The 13,942-nt window shown below is 69.8% G+C and carries 11 protein-coding genes and 1 tRNA gene; 9 read left to right on the plus strand and 3 right to left on the minus strand.

Annotation, left to right across the window (positions count from 1 at the left end; genetic code table 11):
* Nucleotides 1-94: 94 nt before the first annotated feature.
* A complete protein-coding gene (gene rpmB, locus CRP50_RS12900; RefSeq protein ID WP_097279582.1) occupies nt 95-388 on the plus strand; it encodes a 50S ribosomal protein L28 in 294 nt (97 codons plus the stop codon).
* 186 nt (nt 389-574) lie between these two features.
* Nucleotides 575-1,459, plus strand: coding sequence for a dienelactone hydrolase family protein (locus tag CRP50_RS12905; protein ID WP_097279583.1), 885 nt, complete (start codon nt 575-577; stop codon nt 1,457-1,459).
* Here CRP50_RS12905 and CRP50_RS12910 read toward each other — a convergent pair.
* The gene (locus CRP50_RS12910) at nt 1,443-2,906 is read right to left on the minus strand and encodes a bifunctional metallophosphatase/5'-nucleotidase (RefSeq protein WP_097279584.1); all 1,464 of its coding nucleotides are present in this window, start codon (nt 2,904-2,906) and stop codon (nt 1,443-1,445) included. The genes CRP50_RS12905 and CRP50_RS12910 overlap by 17 nt on opposite strands.
* Nucleotides 2,907-3,427: 521 nt before the next feature.
* Here CRP50_RS12910 and CRP50_RS12915 point away from each other — a divergent pair.
* The 7 genes from CRP50_RS12915 (at nt 3,428) to CRP50_RS12945 (ending at nt 11,115) form a co-directional block, all read left to right on the plus strand.
* Complete coding sequence (locus CRP50_RS12915) at nt 3,428-4,975, plus strand: 2-isopropylmalate synthase (RefSeq protein WP_097279585.1); 1,548 nt, start codon at nt 3,428-3,430, stop codon at nt 4,973-4,975.
* A gap of 140 nt (nt 4,976-5,115) precedes the next feature.
* Nucleotides 5,116-6,156 carry a rod shape-determining protein gene (locus CRP50_RS12920; RefSeq protein WP_097279586.1) on the plus strand — a complete coding sequence of 347 codons (1,041 nt, stop codon included), beginning with the start codon at nt 5,116-5,118 and terminating at the stop codon, nt 6,154-6,156.
* A gap of 128 nt (nt 6,157-6,284) precedes the next feature.
* Entirely contained in the window at nt 6,285-7,142 is an 858-nt protein-coding gene (gene mreC / locus CRP50_RS12925) for a rod shape-determining protein MreC (RefSeq protein WP_097279587.1), read from the plus strand.
* A 94-nt stretch (nt 7,143-7,236) separates the two neighbouring features.
* Entirely contained in the window at nt 7,237-7,719 is a 483-nt protein-coding gene (mreD, locus tag CRP50_RS12930; RefSeq protein ID WP_245913465.1) for a rod shape-determining protein MreD, read from the plus strand.
* 3 nt (nt 7,720-7,722) lie between these two features.
* Nucleotides 7,723-9,741, plus strand: a complete 2,019-nt coding sequence (gene mrdA, locus CRP50_RS12935; RefSeq protein ID WP_097279589.1) for a penicillin-binding protein 2 — start codon at nt 7,723-7,725, stop codon at nt 9,739-9,741.
* Between the two features lie 3 nt (nt 9,742-9,744).
* The gene (gene rodA / locus CRP50_RS12940) at nt 9,745-10,902 is read left to right on the plus strand and encodes a rod shape-determining protein RodA (protein ID WP_097279590.1); all 1,158 of its coding nucleotides are present in this window, start codon (nt 9,745-9,747) and stop codon (nt 10,900-10,902) included.
* Nucleotides 10,903-11,039: 137 nt separating this feature from the next.
* Nucleotides 11,040-11,115, plus strand: a tRNA-Lys gene (locus tag CRP50_RS12945).
* 219 nt (nt 11,116-11,334) lie between these two features.
* Here the strand turns inward: CRP50_RS12945 and CRP50_RS12950 are convergent.
* A complete protein-coding gene (locus CRP50_RS12950) occupies nt 11,335-12,387 on the minus strand; it encodes an ABC transporter permease (RefSeq protein ID WP_097279591.1) in 1,053 nt (350 codons plus the stop codon).
* Entirely contained in the window at nt 12,384-13,886 is a 1,503-nt protein-coding gene (locus CRP50_RS12955; protein WP_097279592.1) for a sugar ABC transporter ATP-binding protein, read from the minus strand. Before CRP50_RS12955 ends, CRP50_RS12950 begins: the two co-directional genes overlap by 4 nt.
* Nucleotides 13,887-13,942 lie beyond the last annotated feature (56 nt).

Below are 13,942 nucleotides of genomic sequence, written 5' to 3' on the forward strand. Positions count from 1 at the left end.
GGGCTTTTCCCCCTTGACTCGTCCCGGAGGCACCGGTACACAACCGGCCTTCGGATTTTCCGCCAGTTTTCAAAGATCGAAGAAGGACAAGGCCATGCCCCGTCGTTGTGCCATCACCGGCAAGGGCGTCATGACCGGGAACAACGTGAGCCACGCTCACAACAAGACCCGCCGCACGTGGGACCCGAACCTGCAGGTCACGTCGATGACGTCCGACGCCCTGAAGAGCCAGGTCCGCCTGCGCCTGTCCGCCCACGGCCTGCGCACTGTCGAGCACCGGGGCGGCATTGACGCCTATCTGCTGTCCACCGCCGACACCAAGCTGTCGAGCGAGGCCCGCAAGCTGAAGAAGCGCATCAAGAAGGCCGCCGCGCAGTCCGCTGCGTAAGCACCTTCGGCGTTTCCGCCGCGATCGACCGGGGCCGCTTCCGCGAGGAGGCGGCCCCGTTCGTTTGCGCGCGTCGCGGCCGCCCCGGCTTTACACCGGCCGCTGCCGCCCCCACGTCGGCATCTTCCCCGCCCCCTCGCGCGTTCGCTTCGGCGCCCGTGGAAGAAGGAAGGAGACGTTGCGCCCATGATCCCCCGCCGTACCGTGATGAAGGGCCTCGCCGGCGTGCCGCTGGCGGCCGTGCTGGCCGACCCGCGACTCGCCCGCGCCGCGGCCGACGAGTTGCAGCAGGTGAGCCTCCCCACCGCCGACGGGCGCACCGTCGAGGCGGCGCTCGCCCTGCCCGATCGCATCGAGGACCCGGTGCCCGGCGTCATCCTCGTCCACGAGTGGTGGGGCCTCAACGACCAGATCAAGTCGGTCGCCCGGGAGCTGGCGCAGCAGGGCTTCGCCACCCTGGCCGTCGACCTGTTCGGCGGCGAGGTGGCCGAGACGCCCGAGCGCGCCCGTGAGCTGACCGGCGCCGTGAAGCCCGAGCAGGCCATCGCCACCCTGACCGGCTGGGTCGACTGGCTGGAGAAGCGGCAGGAGACGTCGTCGCAGGTGGGCGTGGTCGGCTGGTGCTTCGGCGGCGGCTGGGCCTTGCGCACGGCCATCCACGCGCCGGTGGACGCGGCCGTCATCTATTACGGCAACGTCGACGTGCCGGTGGACGACCTGCAGAAGATCGACGCCCCCGTGCTCGGCCACTTCGCCACCAAGGACCAGCACATCACCGAATCCATGGTGAACACCTTCCAGGAGCGCATGCGCGAGGCCGGCCAGCCGCTGGAGCTGTACTGGTACGACGCCGACCACGCCTTCGCCAACCCGACCGGCGCCCGCTACGACGCCGGTGCGGCAGCGGTGTCGTGGACGCGCACCCTCGCCTTCCTGGTGGAGCACCTGCGCACCGCCCGCGGCCAGGGTCGCGCCGACCCGACCGAGCAGCCGGTGCAGACGGAGACCAAGGCCGAAACCGACGCCGCCGACGAAGTGCCCGACGCCGGCGCCGTCACCGCGCCGCAGTGATGCGTCCGTCGGTGGCGGGTGCCACGGTGCCCGCCGCCGCCAGCGCGTCCATGACCACCGTCGACAGCAGACGGGCGCCCTCGGCGGTGACCGTGCGCGGCGCGTCCGCCAGCACGGCATAGCCGTCGCCGCCGCGGCCGATGTAGTCGTTGACGGCGACCGTGTAGGTGGCGGCCGGGTCCAGCGGCGCCTGCCCCACCGTCACCTCGCGCAGCCGCTCGCCGGCCGGGGCGGCGGGGTCGTAGGTCAGGCGCAGGCCGGAGACCTGCGGGAAGCGTCCCGCCCCCTGCTCCACCGCCGAGACCCCGTGCTCCAGGGCGGCGTGCAGCTGGGCGCCGGTGAGGCGCACGACCTCGACCACGTTGCCGAAGGGCAGTTCCGCCAGCACGTCGCCGCGGGTGAGCGTGCCGCCGCTCGCATAGGTGCGGTCGCCGCGGATGCCGCCGCCGTTGGTCAGGGCGACGTCGGCGCCCGTGGCCGCGCGCATGGCGTCGGCGATGAGATTGCCGATGGCCGCCTCGCGTCCGCGCACCGTCGACCGCCGGCTGTCGAGGTCCGCCCCCAGGGTGGCGAGCGGCGCCGCCAGCGCCCCGTCCAGCTCCTGCTGGAAGGCAGCCACCTTGGCCCCGACCGCCGGGTCCGCCGGCCCGCCGACGGGCACCATGGACCAGCCGGCGGTCACCACCGGCTGCTTGCCGCCCGTCTCCACCGTCAGGTCGACGACCGCCAGGAAGCGGGCGTTGTAGCCGGCCTTCAGGATCAGGGTGTCGCCGTCGTGGTGCGCCCAGGGCTCGTGATCGTGACCGCCGAGCACCACGTCGATGCCGTCGAGGCGGCCGACCGCCAGATCTTCCTCCAGCGTCAGGTGGGTGAGCGCCACCACCACCTCCGCCCCCTCCGCCCGCAGCGCCGCCGCCTGCTCCTTTGCCGCAGCCAGAGGGTCGGAAAAGGCGATGCCGGCGCCGGGGCTCGACAAGGTGGCGGTCTCGGCCGTGACGACGCCGAACAGCCCGACCTTGACGCCGCCCACCTCGCGGATCTCGCGCGCCTTCACGCCGGCGATCCCGGTCGTGTTGGCGGCGAGCCAGGGGAAGGCGGACTCCCCCAGACGGTCGGCGAAGACCTCGGGGCCGAAATCGAACTCGTGGTTGCCGACCACCGCGGCGTCGGTGCCGATGGCGTTCATCAGGCTCACCATGTGGGCGCCCCGGGTCAGCGACGACAGCACCGAGGGCGAGATCAGGTCGCCGCCGAAGGTGACCAGGGCCGGCTCGCGCTCGGCGATCAGGCGGCCGAGCGGGCCGAAGCCGCCGAGCCCGTCGCGATCCGGCGCGATCTCGTAGACGTCGTTGACGTGCAGCAGCCGGGCCTGCCGCGTCTCGGCATCGGCCGCCGTCGGGGCGGCCAGCAGGACGGCGGCGGCGGTCAGGGACACGAGCAGGCGCATGGACGGACTCCCGTTGCGGTTGCGCGCCGAGCATAGCCGCAAATCCGGCGCGGCGGGAGTGGGAACGGCGGTTTTCCGGGCGGCGGGTGCTCTTCCCTCCGCTACGCTTTTCACCACCAAAGGGGAAAATAGGTGTTCCGCACACCGCGGCGAAGGTGATATACAGAGGCGGTACTTGAGTGGGGGCAACGGCCTTTGCCGAAATCACTCCTGCGCAAGTCGAAAACATCCGCAGCAAGTCGAACTTCCGTTCCGGCGGCAGGGAGTGCCAATGCGCAGCGACGCGAGGACAACGGTCAGGGCGATCGATCCGGAACAAGCTTCCGGTTCCGCCGGTCCGGTCTTCGCCCCCGTCTCCGCCGGCTCTCCGCGAAGCCTCGTTCCCGGGAGGCCGCGACGCGCCTGTGCTTGATCGTGTTCCGCTCCGGCTTCCGCGGCGGCGTCCGGTCCGCAGGAGCTCGGTGCCCGCCCGTTCCATCCCCCTGCCCGCCCCGTTCTTCCGTTCCTGATCCCGGTCCCCGATGAGCAGCCAGTCCAACCGCGTCGTCATCTTCGACACCACCCTGCGCGACGGCGAGCAGAGCCCCGGCGCCTCCATGAACCTGGAGGAGAAGTGCCGCATCGCCGCGCTGCTGGAGGAAATGGGGGTCGACGTCATCGAGGCCGGCTTCCCCATCGCGTCCAACGGCGATTTCGAAGCTGTCAACGCGGTCGCCAAGCAGAGCCGCGAGGCCATCGTCGCCGGCCTCGCCCGCGCCACCAAGGCCGACATCGACCGCGCCGCCGAGGCGCTGGCCCCGGCCGCGCGCAAGCGCATCCACACCTTCATCTCCACCAGCCCGCTGCACATGAAGTACAAGCTGCAGATGGAGCCGGAGGCCGTGCTGCAGGCGGTGAAGGACAGCGTCGCCTACGCCCGCTCCAAGGTGGACGACGTGGAATGGTCGGCCGAGGACGGCTCGCGCACCGAACACGACTTCCTGTGCCGCTGCGTGGAAGCCGCCATCGCCGCCGGCGCCACCACCATCAACATCCCCGACACCGTCGGCTACGCGGTGCCCGACGAATACGCCGCGCTCATCGCCATGCTGATCGAGCGGGTGCCCAACGCCGACAAGGCCATCTTCTCGGTCCACTGCCACAACGACCTCGGCCTCGCCGTCGCCAACAGCCTGGCGGCCGTGAACGCCGGCGCCCGGCAGGTGGAATGCACCATCAACGGCCTCGGCGAGCGCGCCGGCAACGCGGCGATGGAAGAGATCGTCATGGCCCTGCGCACGCGGCCCGACCGCATGCCCTACGAGACGGGCATCGACACCACCTACATCACCCGCGCGTCCAAGCTGGTGTCGACCGTGACCGGCTTCGTGGTGCAGCCCAACAAGGCGATCGTCGGCAAGAACGCCTTCGCCCACGAATCGGGCATCCACCAGGACGGCATGCTGAAGAACGCCCAGACCTACGAGATCATGACGCCCGAGAGCGTCGGCCTCAACAAGTCGACCCTGGTGCTCGGCAAGCACTCCGGCCGCCACGCCTTCCGCGACAAGGTGAAGGCGCTCGGCTACGACCTCGGCGACAACCGCCTGAACGACGCCTTCAAGCGCTTCAAGGACCTGGCCGACGTCAAGAAGGAAGTGTTCGACGAGGACATCGTCGCCCTCATCGACGACCAGCTGATCCGCGCCCGCGACCGCATCAAGGTGGTCGACCTGGCGGTGGTGTGCGGCACCAAGGGCCCGCAGACCGCCACCCTGACCCTCGAGATCGACGGCGACAGCAAGACCACCACCGCCGAAGGCGACGGGCCGGTCGACGCCACCTTCAAGGCCATCAAGCAGCTGTGCGGCGCCACGCCCCGCCTGCAGCTCTATCAGGTGCACGCCGTCACCCAGGGCACCGACGCCCAGGCGGAAGTGACCGTGCGCCTGGAGGAAAACGGCAAGACCGTCAACGGCCAGGGTGCCGATACCGATACGCTGGTGGCCTCGGCGAAGGCCTACGTCACCGCGTTGAACAAGCTTCTGGTGAAACGCGAGAAGACCGCCCCCGGCGACATGGGGGCGTGATTCGCGCGCAGGGCCCTGGTTTTCACTTGTTGCCGGGCCCTCGGGAAGATAGGGATATGGCGATGCCGGAGGGACCTTCCTCCGGCATTGTCGAATCGCAGGCCACAACGTTTGGCATTAGCTTGGCTGAGTGAGGAAGCATGTTTTCCAGGCTGACCGGTTGGCTCTCCGCCGACATGGCGATTGACCTCGGTACCGCGAACACGCTGGTGTACGTGAAAGGGCGCGGCATCGTTCTGAACGAGCCGTCGGTGGTCGCCATTGCCGAGGTCAAGGGCAAGAAGCAGGTGTTGGCCGTCGGTGACGAAGCCAAGCAGATGCTCGGCCGCACGCCTGGCAACATCCAGGCCATCCGCCCCTTGCGCGACGGCGTCATCGCCGACTTCGAAGTCGCCGAGGAGATGATCAAGCACTTCATCCGCAAGGTGCACAACCGGCGCAGCTTCGCCTCGCCCATGGTCATCATCTGCGTGCCGTCGGGCTCCACCGCCGTCGAGCGCCGCGCCATCCAGGAAAGCGCCGAGGCCGCCGGGGCCCGCCGCGTCTACCTGATCGAGGAACCCATGGCCGCCGCCATCGGCGCCGGCCTGCCGGTGACCGAGCCGACCGGCTCCATGGTCGTCGACATCGGCGGCGGCACCACGGAAGTGGCCGTGCTGTCGCTCGGCGGCATCGTCTATGCCCGCAGCGTCCGCGTCGGCGGCGACAAGATGGACGAGGCGATCATCGGCTACATCCGCCGCAACCACAATCTGCTGGTCGGCGAAGGCTCGGCGGAGCGCATCAAGAAGGAAATCGGCTGCGCCTGCCCGCCCGAACAGGGCGAAGGCCGCACCATGGAGATCAAGGGCCGCGACCTGATGAACGGCGTGCCCAAGGAACTGGTCATCTCGGAACGCCAGATCGCCGACAGCCTGGCCGAGCCCGTCTCCGCCATCGTCGAGGCGGTGAAGGTGGCGCTGGAGCACACCGCGCCCGAACTGGCCGCCGACATCGTCGACAAGGGCATCGTGCTCACCGGCGGTGGTGCGCTGCTGACCAACCTGGACTATGTCCTGCGCGCGGCGACCGGCCTGCCCGTTTCCATCGCCGACGACCCGCTGTCGTGCGTCGCGCTGGGCACCGGCCGGGCGCTGGAAGAAATGAAGAAGCTTAAGAACGTCCTTACCTCCATGTACTAAGATCGGCGGCGCCGCGACCCGGAGGGGGCAGCGGCGCCGTTCCGGACACGAGGCGGACGGCCGGGCATGAGTGGAATACCGGTGCGAAAATCCTCGTCGCGCCGGCAGTTGGTGGGGGATGGCTCCTCGTGAAGCAGTCGACCGTCGCGCTGAACCGCCTGGGCGCCCTGAAGGGCGTCATGCAGCGCTTCGCCCTTCTCGCGCTGGTGGGGGCGTCCTTCGCCCTCATGCTGCTCGGCAAGGCCGACACAGTCCTGGTGGAGCGGGTGCGCACCACCGTCGCCGACAGCGTCGCGCCGGTGCTGGACGTGCTGTCGCGCCCGGCCGCCTCGCTGGCCGCGGGGGTGGAAGCGGTGCGCGGCCTCACCGACCTCTACGAGGAAAACCAGCGCCTGCTCGAAGAGAACCAGCGCCTGCTGCGCTGGCAGATGGTCGCCCGCAAGCTGGAAGCCGAGAACGAGGCCCTGCGCAGCCTGCAGAACTTCCGTCCGGAGCCGGGGGCGTCCTTCGTCTCCGCCCGCGTGGTGGCCGACACCGGCGGCGCCTTCGCCCACAGCCTGCTCGTGCTGGGCGGCAGCAGCGACGGCATCCGCAAGGGCCAGGCCGTGATGACCGGCGAAGGCGTGGTCGGGCGGGTCGCCGAAACGGGCCTGCGCACCTCGCGCGTGCTGCTCATCACCGACATCAACTCCCGCATCCCCGTCATGGTGGGCGAAGGCCGCCAGCGGGCGATCCTGGCCGGCGAGAACACCGACCGGCCGCGGCTCATCTACCTGCCGGCCAATGCCGGCGTGGTGCCGGGCGACCTGGTGGCCACCTCGGGCGCCGCCGGCGCCTTCCCGCAGGGGCTGCCCGTGGGCGTGGTGGCGTCGGTGGAAGATGGCGTCGTGCGGGTCGCGCCCTATGTACAGCGCGACCGGCTGGAGATCGTGCAGGCCGTCGACTACGGCCTGAACGGCATCCTCCCCGGCGAAGCCCTGGAGTGAGCCCCGTCGCGGCCCCGCGGGCTGCGGCCCGGCTCGACCAGTAGAAGAAGAAACGGCGGCGATGCGTCCCACCCTGTGGCAGCGGATGGACACGATGGCACGGCACCTGGTGCCGTTCGTGCTCACGCTGATGCTCATCCTTCTGGCGGCGACGCCGACCCACCTGCCCGGCATGGTGCGGGTCGGCCCCATGCTGTCGCTCATCGGGGTCTATTACTGGGCCGTCTACCGGCCCGACCTCATGGGCTACGGCTCGGCCTTCAGCCTGGGGCTGTTCGAGGATATCCTGACCGGGGCGCCGCTCGGCTCGGGCGCGCTCATGCTGCTCATCACGACCAGCATCGTGGTCAGCCAGTACAAGTTCTTCAACGGCAAGTCCTTCGCCGTGACGTGGTGGGCCTTCGCCCTGGTCGGGCTCATCGCCGCCGGCACCAAGTGGCTGGCCGTGTCGCTCATCTACGGATTGTCGGCCGACCTGCAGACGGTGGCCGTGGAATATCTGCTGACGCTCGCCCTCTACCCCGTGCTCGGCTGGCTGCTGGCGCGGGCGCAGCTCTACCTCATCAAGGACGCCTGACCCATGATGCGCTCCATGACCACCCGCCAGGGGGATCGCGCCAAGGTGTTCTCCCGCCGCGCCATCGGGCTGGCGGCGGGCAAGGCGGCGCTTATATCCGCACTGGTCGGGCGCATGTACTACCTGCAGGTCCTGGAATCCGACCGCTACAAGACGCTGGCGGAGGAGAACCGCATCAACATCCGCCTGCTGCCGCCGCCGCGCGGCCGGCTGGTGGACCGCTTCGGCGTGCCGTTGGCCGTCAACAAGCAGAACTTCCGCGTGCTGCTGGTGCGCGAGCAGACCAAGGACATCGAGGGCACCCTGGATGCGCTGGGCCGCATCATCGCCCTGTCGGACCACGACCGCCAGAAGGTGCTGAAGGAAGTCAGCCGCAAGCGCGGCTTCGTGCCGGTGACCGTGCGCGAGAACCTGTCGTGGACCGAAATGGCCCGCATCCAGGTGAACGCCCCCGACCTGCCCGGCATCATCATCGACGAGGGCCTCGCCCGCTATTACCCCTGGAGCGAAGATTTCGCCCACGTGCTCGGCTACGTGGCGGCGGTGTCGGAGGACGACCTGACCGGCGACCCGCTGCTGGAACTGCCTGGCTTCCGCATCGGCAAGGCCGGCATCGAGCGCGAATACGACCTCGCCCTGCGCGGCGCCGCCGGCACCAGCCAGGTGGAAGTCAACGCCGTCGGCCGCGTCATCCGCGAACTGCGCCGCGAGGAAGGCGACCCGGGCGACGAGCTGACCATGACGCTCGACGCCCGCCTGCAGCGCAAGGCGGTGGAAGTGCTGGGCGAGGAAAGCGCCTCCATCGTGCTCATGGACGTGCACACCGGCGAGGTGCTCGCCATGGTGTCCAACCCCGGCTACGACCCCAACGCCTTCAACCGCGGCCTGACCACCGCCGAGTGGAAGACCCTGGTCGCCAACGATCACGCCCCGCTGACCAACAAGCCGGTGGGCGGCCAGTACGCACCGGGCTCCACCTACAAGATGGTGGTGGCGCTCGCCGCCCTGGAAGCCGGCGTCATCAAGCCCGAGAACAGCGTCTTCTGCCCCGGCCACATGTCGCTCGGCAATGCCCGCTTCCATTGCTGGAAGAAGGGCGGCCACGGCTCGGTGAACCTGGTGGAGGCGATCGCCCAGTCGTGCGACGTCTATTTCTACGAAATCGCCAAGCGCGTCGGCGTCGACCGCATCGCCGAGATGTCGCACCGCTTCGGCCTCGGCAAGCCGGTGGACGTCGGCCTGCCGCACGAGCGGCCGGGCCTGATTCCGACCACCGCCTGGAAGCGCGCCACCATGGATCAGCCCTGGCACAAGGGCGAGACGCTGGTGGCCGGCATCGGCCAGGGCTACGTGCTGACCACGCCCTTGCAACTGGCGGTGATGACGGCGCGCCTGGCCACGGGCCTGGCCGTGCGGCCGGTGCTGACGCGCCAGATCGTCGGCCCCGACGGCAACCTGCTGCCGCGTCCGGCGCAGACGCCCGATCAGCTCGGCATCTCGCGCCAGAACATGGAGATGGTGCGCCTCGGCATGCTGTCGGTGGTGCACGGCGACCGCGGCACCGCCCGCAAGGCGGCGCTGGAGGACAAGACCATCCAGATGGCCGGCAAGACCGGCACGGCGCAGGTGCGCCGCATCACCATGACCGAGCGCCAGGGCGGCGTCATCAAGAACGAGGACCTGCCCTGGAAGTACCGCGACCACGCCCTGTTCGTCTGCTACGCCCCCTACGACAGCCCGCGCTACGCCTGCGCCGTGGTGGTGGAGCACGGCGGCGGCGGCTCGGCGGTGGCGGCGCCCATCGCCAAGGCGGTGATGGACGAGTGCATGCGCCTCGACCCCGCCCGCCGCACGCCGACCGCCGAGGAAATGCTCGCCCTGCCGCCCGAGGCCGAGCCCGGCCCCGACGATCCCACGGGCACCGGCACGGCCGGCACCGGCGAGGCGGCGGCGGTGGAGCCGGCGCTGTTCGAGAACGGCCTGCCGCGACCGCTCGCCAAACCCGATGCGACGGGGACCTGAGCCATGTCTGAGTTCCTGTCCCACCACCGCCGCCGCGGCGACATGACGACCACCGAGAAGCTCTGGCAGGTGAGCTGGAGCCTGGTGTTCGTCATCACGCTCATCGCCTCGGTCGGCTTCCTGATGCTCTACTCGGCCGCCAACGGCAGCTGGGATCCGTGGGCCGACCGCCAGATGGCGCGGTTCGCCGTCGGCATGGTGTTCATGCTCGGCCTGGCGCTGGTGGACGTGCGGCAGCTGATGAAGTGGGCCTACCCCGTCTACGGCATCGTCTTCGTGCTGCTGGTGGCGGTGGAGGTGCGCGGCGAGATCGGCATGGGCGCGCAGCGCTGGATCGACCTCGGGTTCTTCCAGTTGCAGCCGTCCGAGCTGATGAAGGTGTCGCTGGTGCTGGCGCTCGCCAAGTACTTCCACGGCGCCAGCCTGGAGGAAGTGGGGCGGCCGTTCTATCTGGTGCCGCCCATGCTGATGGTCTTCGCGCCGGCCGCCCTGGTGCTGAAGCAGCCCGACCTGGGCACGGCGCTGATGCTGATCGCCGGGTCGGGGGTGATCTTCTTCATGGCCGGCGTGCGGCTGTGGAAGTTCGCCGTCGTGCTGGCGGCGGGCGTGGGCGCGGTGCCCATCGCCTGGGGCTTCCTGCGCGACTACCAGAAGAACCGCGTGCTGACCTTCCTGAACCCCGAAAACGACCCGCTCGGCACCGGCTACCACATCCTGCAGTCGAAGATCGCGCTGGGGTCGGGCGGCGTGTTCGGCAAGGGCTTCCTGCAGGGCACCCAGAGCCACCTGAACTTCCTGCCGGAACGCCAGACCGACTTCATCTTCACCATGATGGCCGAGGAATTCGGCATGGCCGGCGGGCTGGTGCTGCTGTCGCTGTACCTGGTGGTGCTGATCTACGGCTTCGCCATCGCGGTGCGCTGCCGCCACCAGTTCGGCCGCCTGGTGGCGATCGGCGTGACGACGACGTTCTTCCTCTATGTCTTCATCAACATCGCCATGGTGATGGGCCTGATCCCGGTGGTCGGCGTGCCGCTGCCCCTGATCTCCTACGGCGGCACGGCCATGCTGACGCTGCTGATCGCCATGGGCTGCCTGATGAGCGTGCACGTCCACCGCGACGTCCAGATCGGCCGCCGCGGCGGCTATGACGAACCGTGACGGAGCGGCGTGAACTTTTTTGAAAAAAGCCCTTGCGGGGTGGCCGAGCGTTGGGTATAAAGCGCGCCTCGGCAGGACGGAACGCCCCGGTGAAACGGAGCTAACATCCTGAAGGGACGCAGAAAAAAGTACTCTGCGGGCGCATAGCTCAGTTGGTAGAGCAGCTGACTCTTAATCAGCGGGTCCAAGGTTCGAGTCCTTGTGCGCCCACCAATTCAAGGCCCTGGAAACGCTGGCGTTTCCGGGGCCTTGCTCTTTGTGCCATACGGCGCGTCAGACACTCCGATCAACCGGCCGGGCCGGCTGCGATCCAGCGCGAGGGCCCTGCGGCGCGCACGGCACCCCCACGTCGATCAGCAGGCCGACGCGGGGGTATGGACGGCCGCTCGTCGCCGTCCATACCCCCGCCCGAGACCACGCGGTGCAGCCGCGTCAGTGGCCGCCCATCATCATGCGATAGCGCACCTGATCGAACACCACCGCCAGGATCAGCAGCAGGCCGAGCAGGACCATCTGCATGTAGGAACTCACCTGCGCCAGGTTCATGCCGTTCTGCACCAGCACGATGAAGAAGGCCCCCAGCACCACGTTCTCCACCCGGCCGATGCCGCCGCGCAGGGAGACGCCGGCGATGACGCAGGCGGCGATGCTTTCGAGCGCGATGGTGCCGCCCAGGTTGGCCTCGCCGCTCTCCACGCGGGCGGTCAGCAGCAGGCCGGTCAGCGAGGCGATCAGCGAGCACAGCACATAGGCGAAGATCTGCGTCCGCCGCGTGTTGATGGCCGACAGATGGGCGGCCTTGATGTTGCCGCCGACGGCATAGACATGGGCGCCGATGCGGGTGCGGGCCATGATCAGCCACATCACCGCCACCGCCAGCGCGGCGACGATCACCGGCACCGGCACGCCGGCCAGGCGGCCGAAGCCGAAGGTGTCGGCGAAGGTGAAGGGGATGCCGGAGACCGGCACGCCGCCGGTGAGGAACAGCGAGATGCCGGCGGCGACCGAGCTGACGCCCAGCGTCATGATGAAGGGCGAGACGCCGAAGAAGGCGACGCCGACGCCGTTCACCGCCCCGATCACCAGCGCCGCGGCGAAGCCGGCGAAGGCGCCGAGTACGATCACCAGCCACACCGCGTCGGGGAAGGCCGCCGCCAGCCCCACCATGGCCATGGCCGACACCACCGAGGTCAGAGCGATGGCCGCGCCCACGGACAGGTCGAAACCGCCGGTGATCAACACCAGCATCTGCCCCATGGACACCAGCACCAGATAGACCGACTGGCGGGCGACGTTGACCAGGTTGTCGAGCGTGAGAAAGCGGTCGGACAGGCCGCCGAAGATGATCAGCGCGCCCACCAGGAAGAACGGCAGCACGCCGAGGCGGACGAACAGGGCGCGGGCAACCGCCGGCAGGCCGGCGTGGCGCGGCGCGACGGCGGCGCGGTCGGGCGTCGGCGCGTCGGTAGCGGGCGTCGCGGTCATGCGGGAACTCCAGGCTGGGCGAAGAAGTGGGACAGCACCGCCGCCTCGGTGGCGGCCTCGCCCTCCAGTTCGGCGGCGATGCGGCCGTGGGCGAAGACCACCAGGCGATGGGCCAGGTTCATGACTTCCGGCAGGTCGGAGGAGATCACCACCACCGCCTTGCCGGCCTCGGTCAGGTCGCGGATGAGGCCGTAGAGGCTGGCGCGCGCCCCCATGTCGACCCCCACCGTCGGCTCGTCGAAGATGTAGAGGTCGTAGTCGCCGCCGAGGCCGCGGCCGAACAGCGTCTTCTGCTGGTTGCCGCCCGACAGCTGGGCGACCAGCCGGCCGCGGTAGGCCGGCGGCAGGTCGACGCGCTCGGCCACCGCCTCGGCCCGGGCGCGGATGCGGCGCCACGGCAGCAGGCCGCCGCCCTCCTCGCCCCCGGCCAGGATGCCGTGGGCCAGGTTGTCGCGGGCGGTGAAGGCCAGTTGCAGGCCCTCGGTCTTGCGGTCGGCGGTCAGGTAGTAGGCGCCGGCGGCCATCATGGCGCGCGTCGGCTGCCCGGTGACGTCGCGGCCGCCGAAGCGCACGCGCCCGCCACGGATCGACAGAAGGCCCATGACGGCGCGGAAGAACCGAGACTTGCCGGAGCCGACCAGCCCCGCCACGCCCAGCACCTCGCCGCGCCGCACCTCCAGGTCGACGCCGTGGACGCCCCAGGCGTGCAGCCCGGTCACGCTCAGCAGCACCTCGCCGGGGCGGCGGGCGATGGTTGGATAGACCTCGGCGATGGCGCGGCCGGCCATCATCTCCACCAGTTGCGCCTCCGACGTCTCCGCCATGGCGACGGTGCCGATGCGGGCGCCGTCGCGCAGCACGGTGACGCGGTCGGCGATGCGGCCGAATTCCTGCATGCGGTGGGAGATGTAGATGATGCCGACCCCCTGCCCTTTCATGCGCAGGACGACGTCGAACAGGTGGTCCACCTCGCGGTCGGTGAGCGAGGCGGTGGGCTCGTCGAGGATGAGGATGCCGACGTCGCGGTGCAGCGCCTTGGCGATTTCCACCATCTGCTGCTCGGCGCGGCTCAGGCTGACGACGCGGCGCTGCGGGTCTATGGCGAATTCCAGCCGGGCGAACAGCTCGGCGGCCTTGCGCACCATGGCGCGCCGGTCGATGAAGGGGCCGCGCCGGGGCTCGTCGCCCAGAAACAGGTTCTCGGCGACGGTCAGCGTCGGCACCAGGGAGAATTCCTGGAACACGGCGGCGATTCCGGCCGCCCGCGCATCGGCGACGGAGCCGAACCGCACCGCTTGCCCGCGCACCCGGATCTCGCCGGAGGACGGCTGCGACGCGCCGGCCAGCATGGAAATGAGGGTCGACTTGCCGGCGCCGTTCTCACCGAACAGCACATGGACCTCGCCGGGACGCAGGTCGAAATCCACCGCGTCGAGGGCGACCACGCCGGGGTAGCGCTTGGTCAGCGCCACCGTCTCGACCAGAGGGGTCTGGGTCATGAAGGAACCCCGCAGTGTGAAGGACGTCTCAGACGGAAGCGGAAAGGCCCGCCGGG

It is taken from the genome of Caenispirillum bisanense, from assembly GCF_900230255.1.
GTDB lineage: Bacteria > Pseudomonadota > Alphaproteobacteria > Rhodospirillales > Rhodospirillaceae > Caenispirillum > Caenispirillum bisanense_A.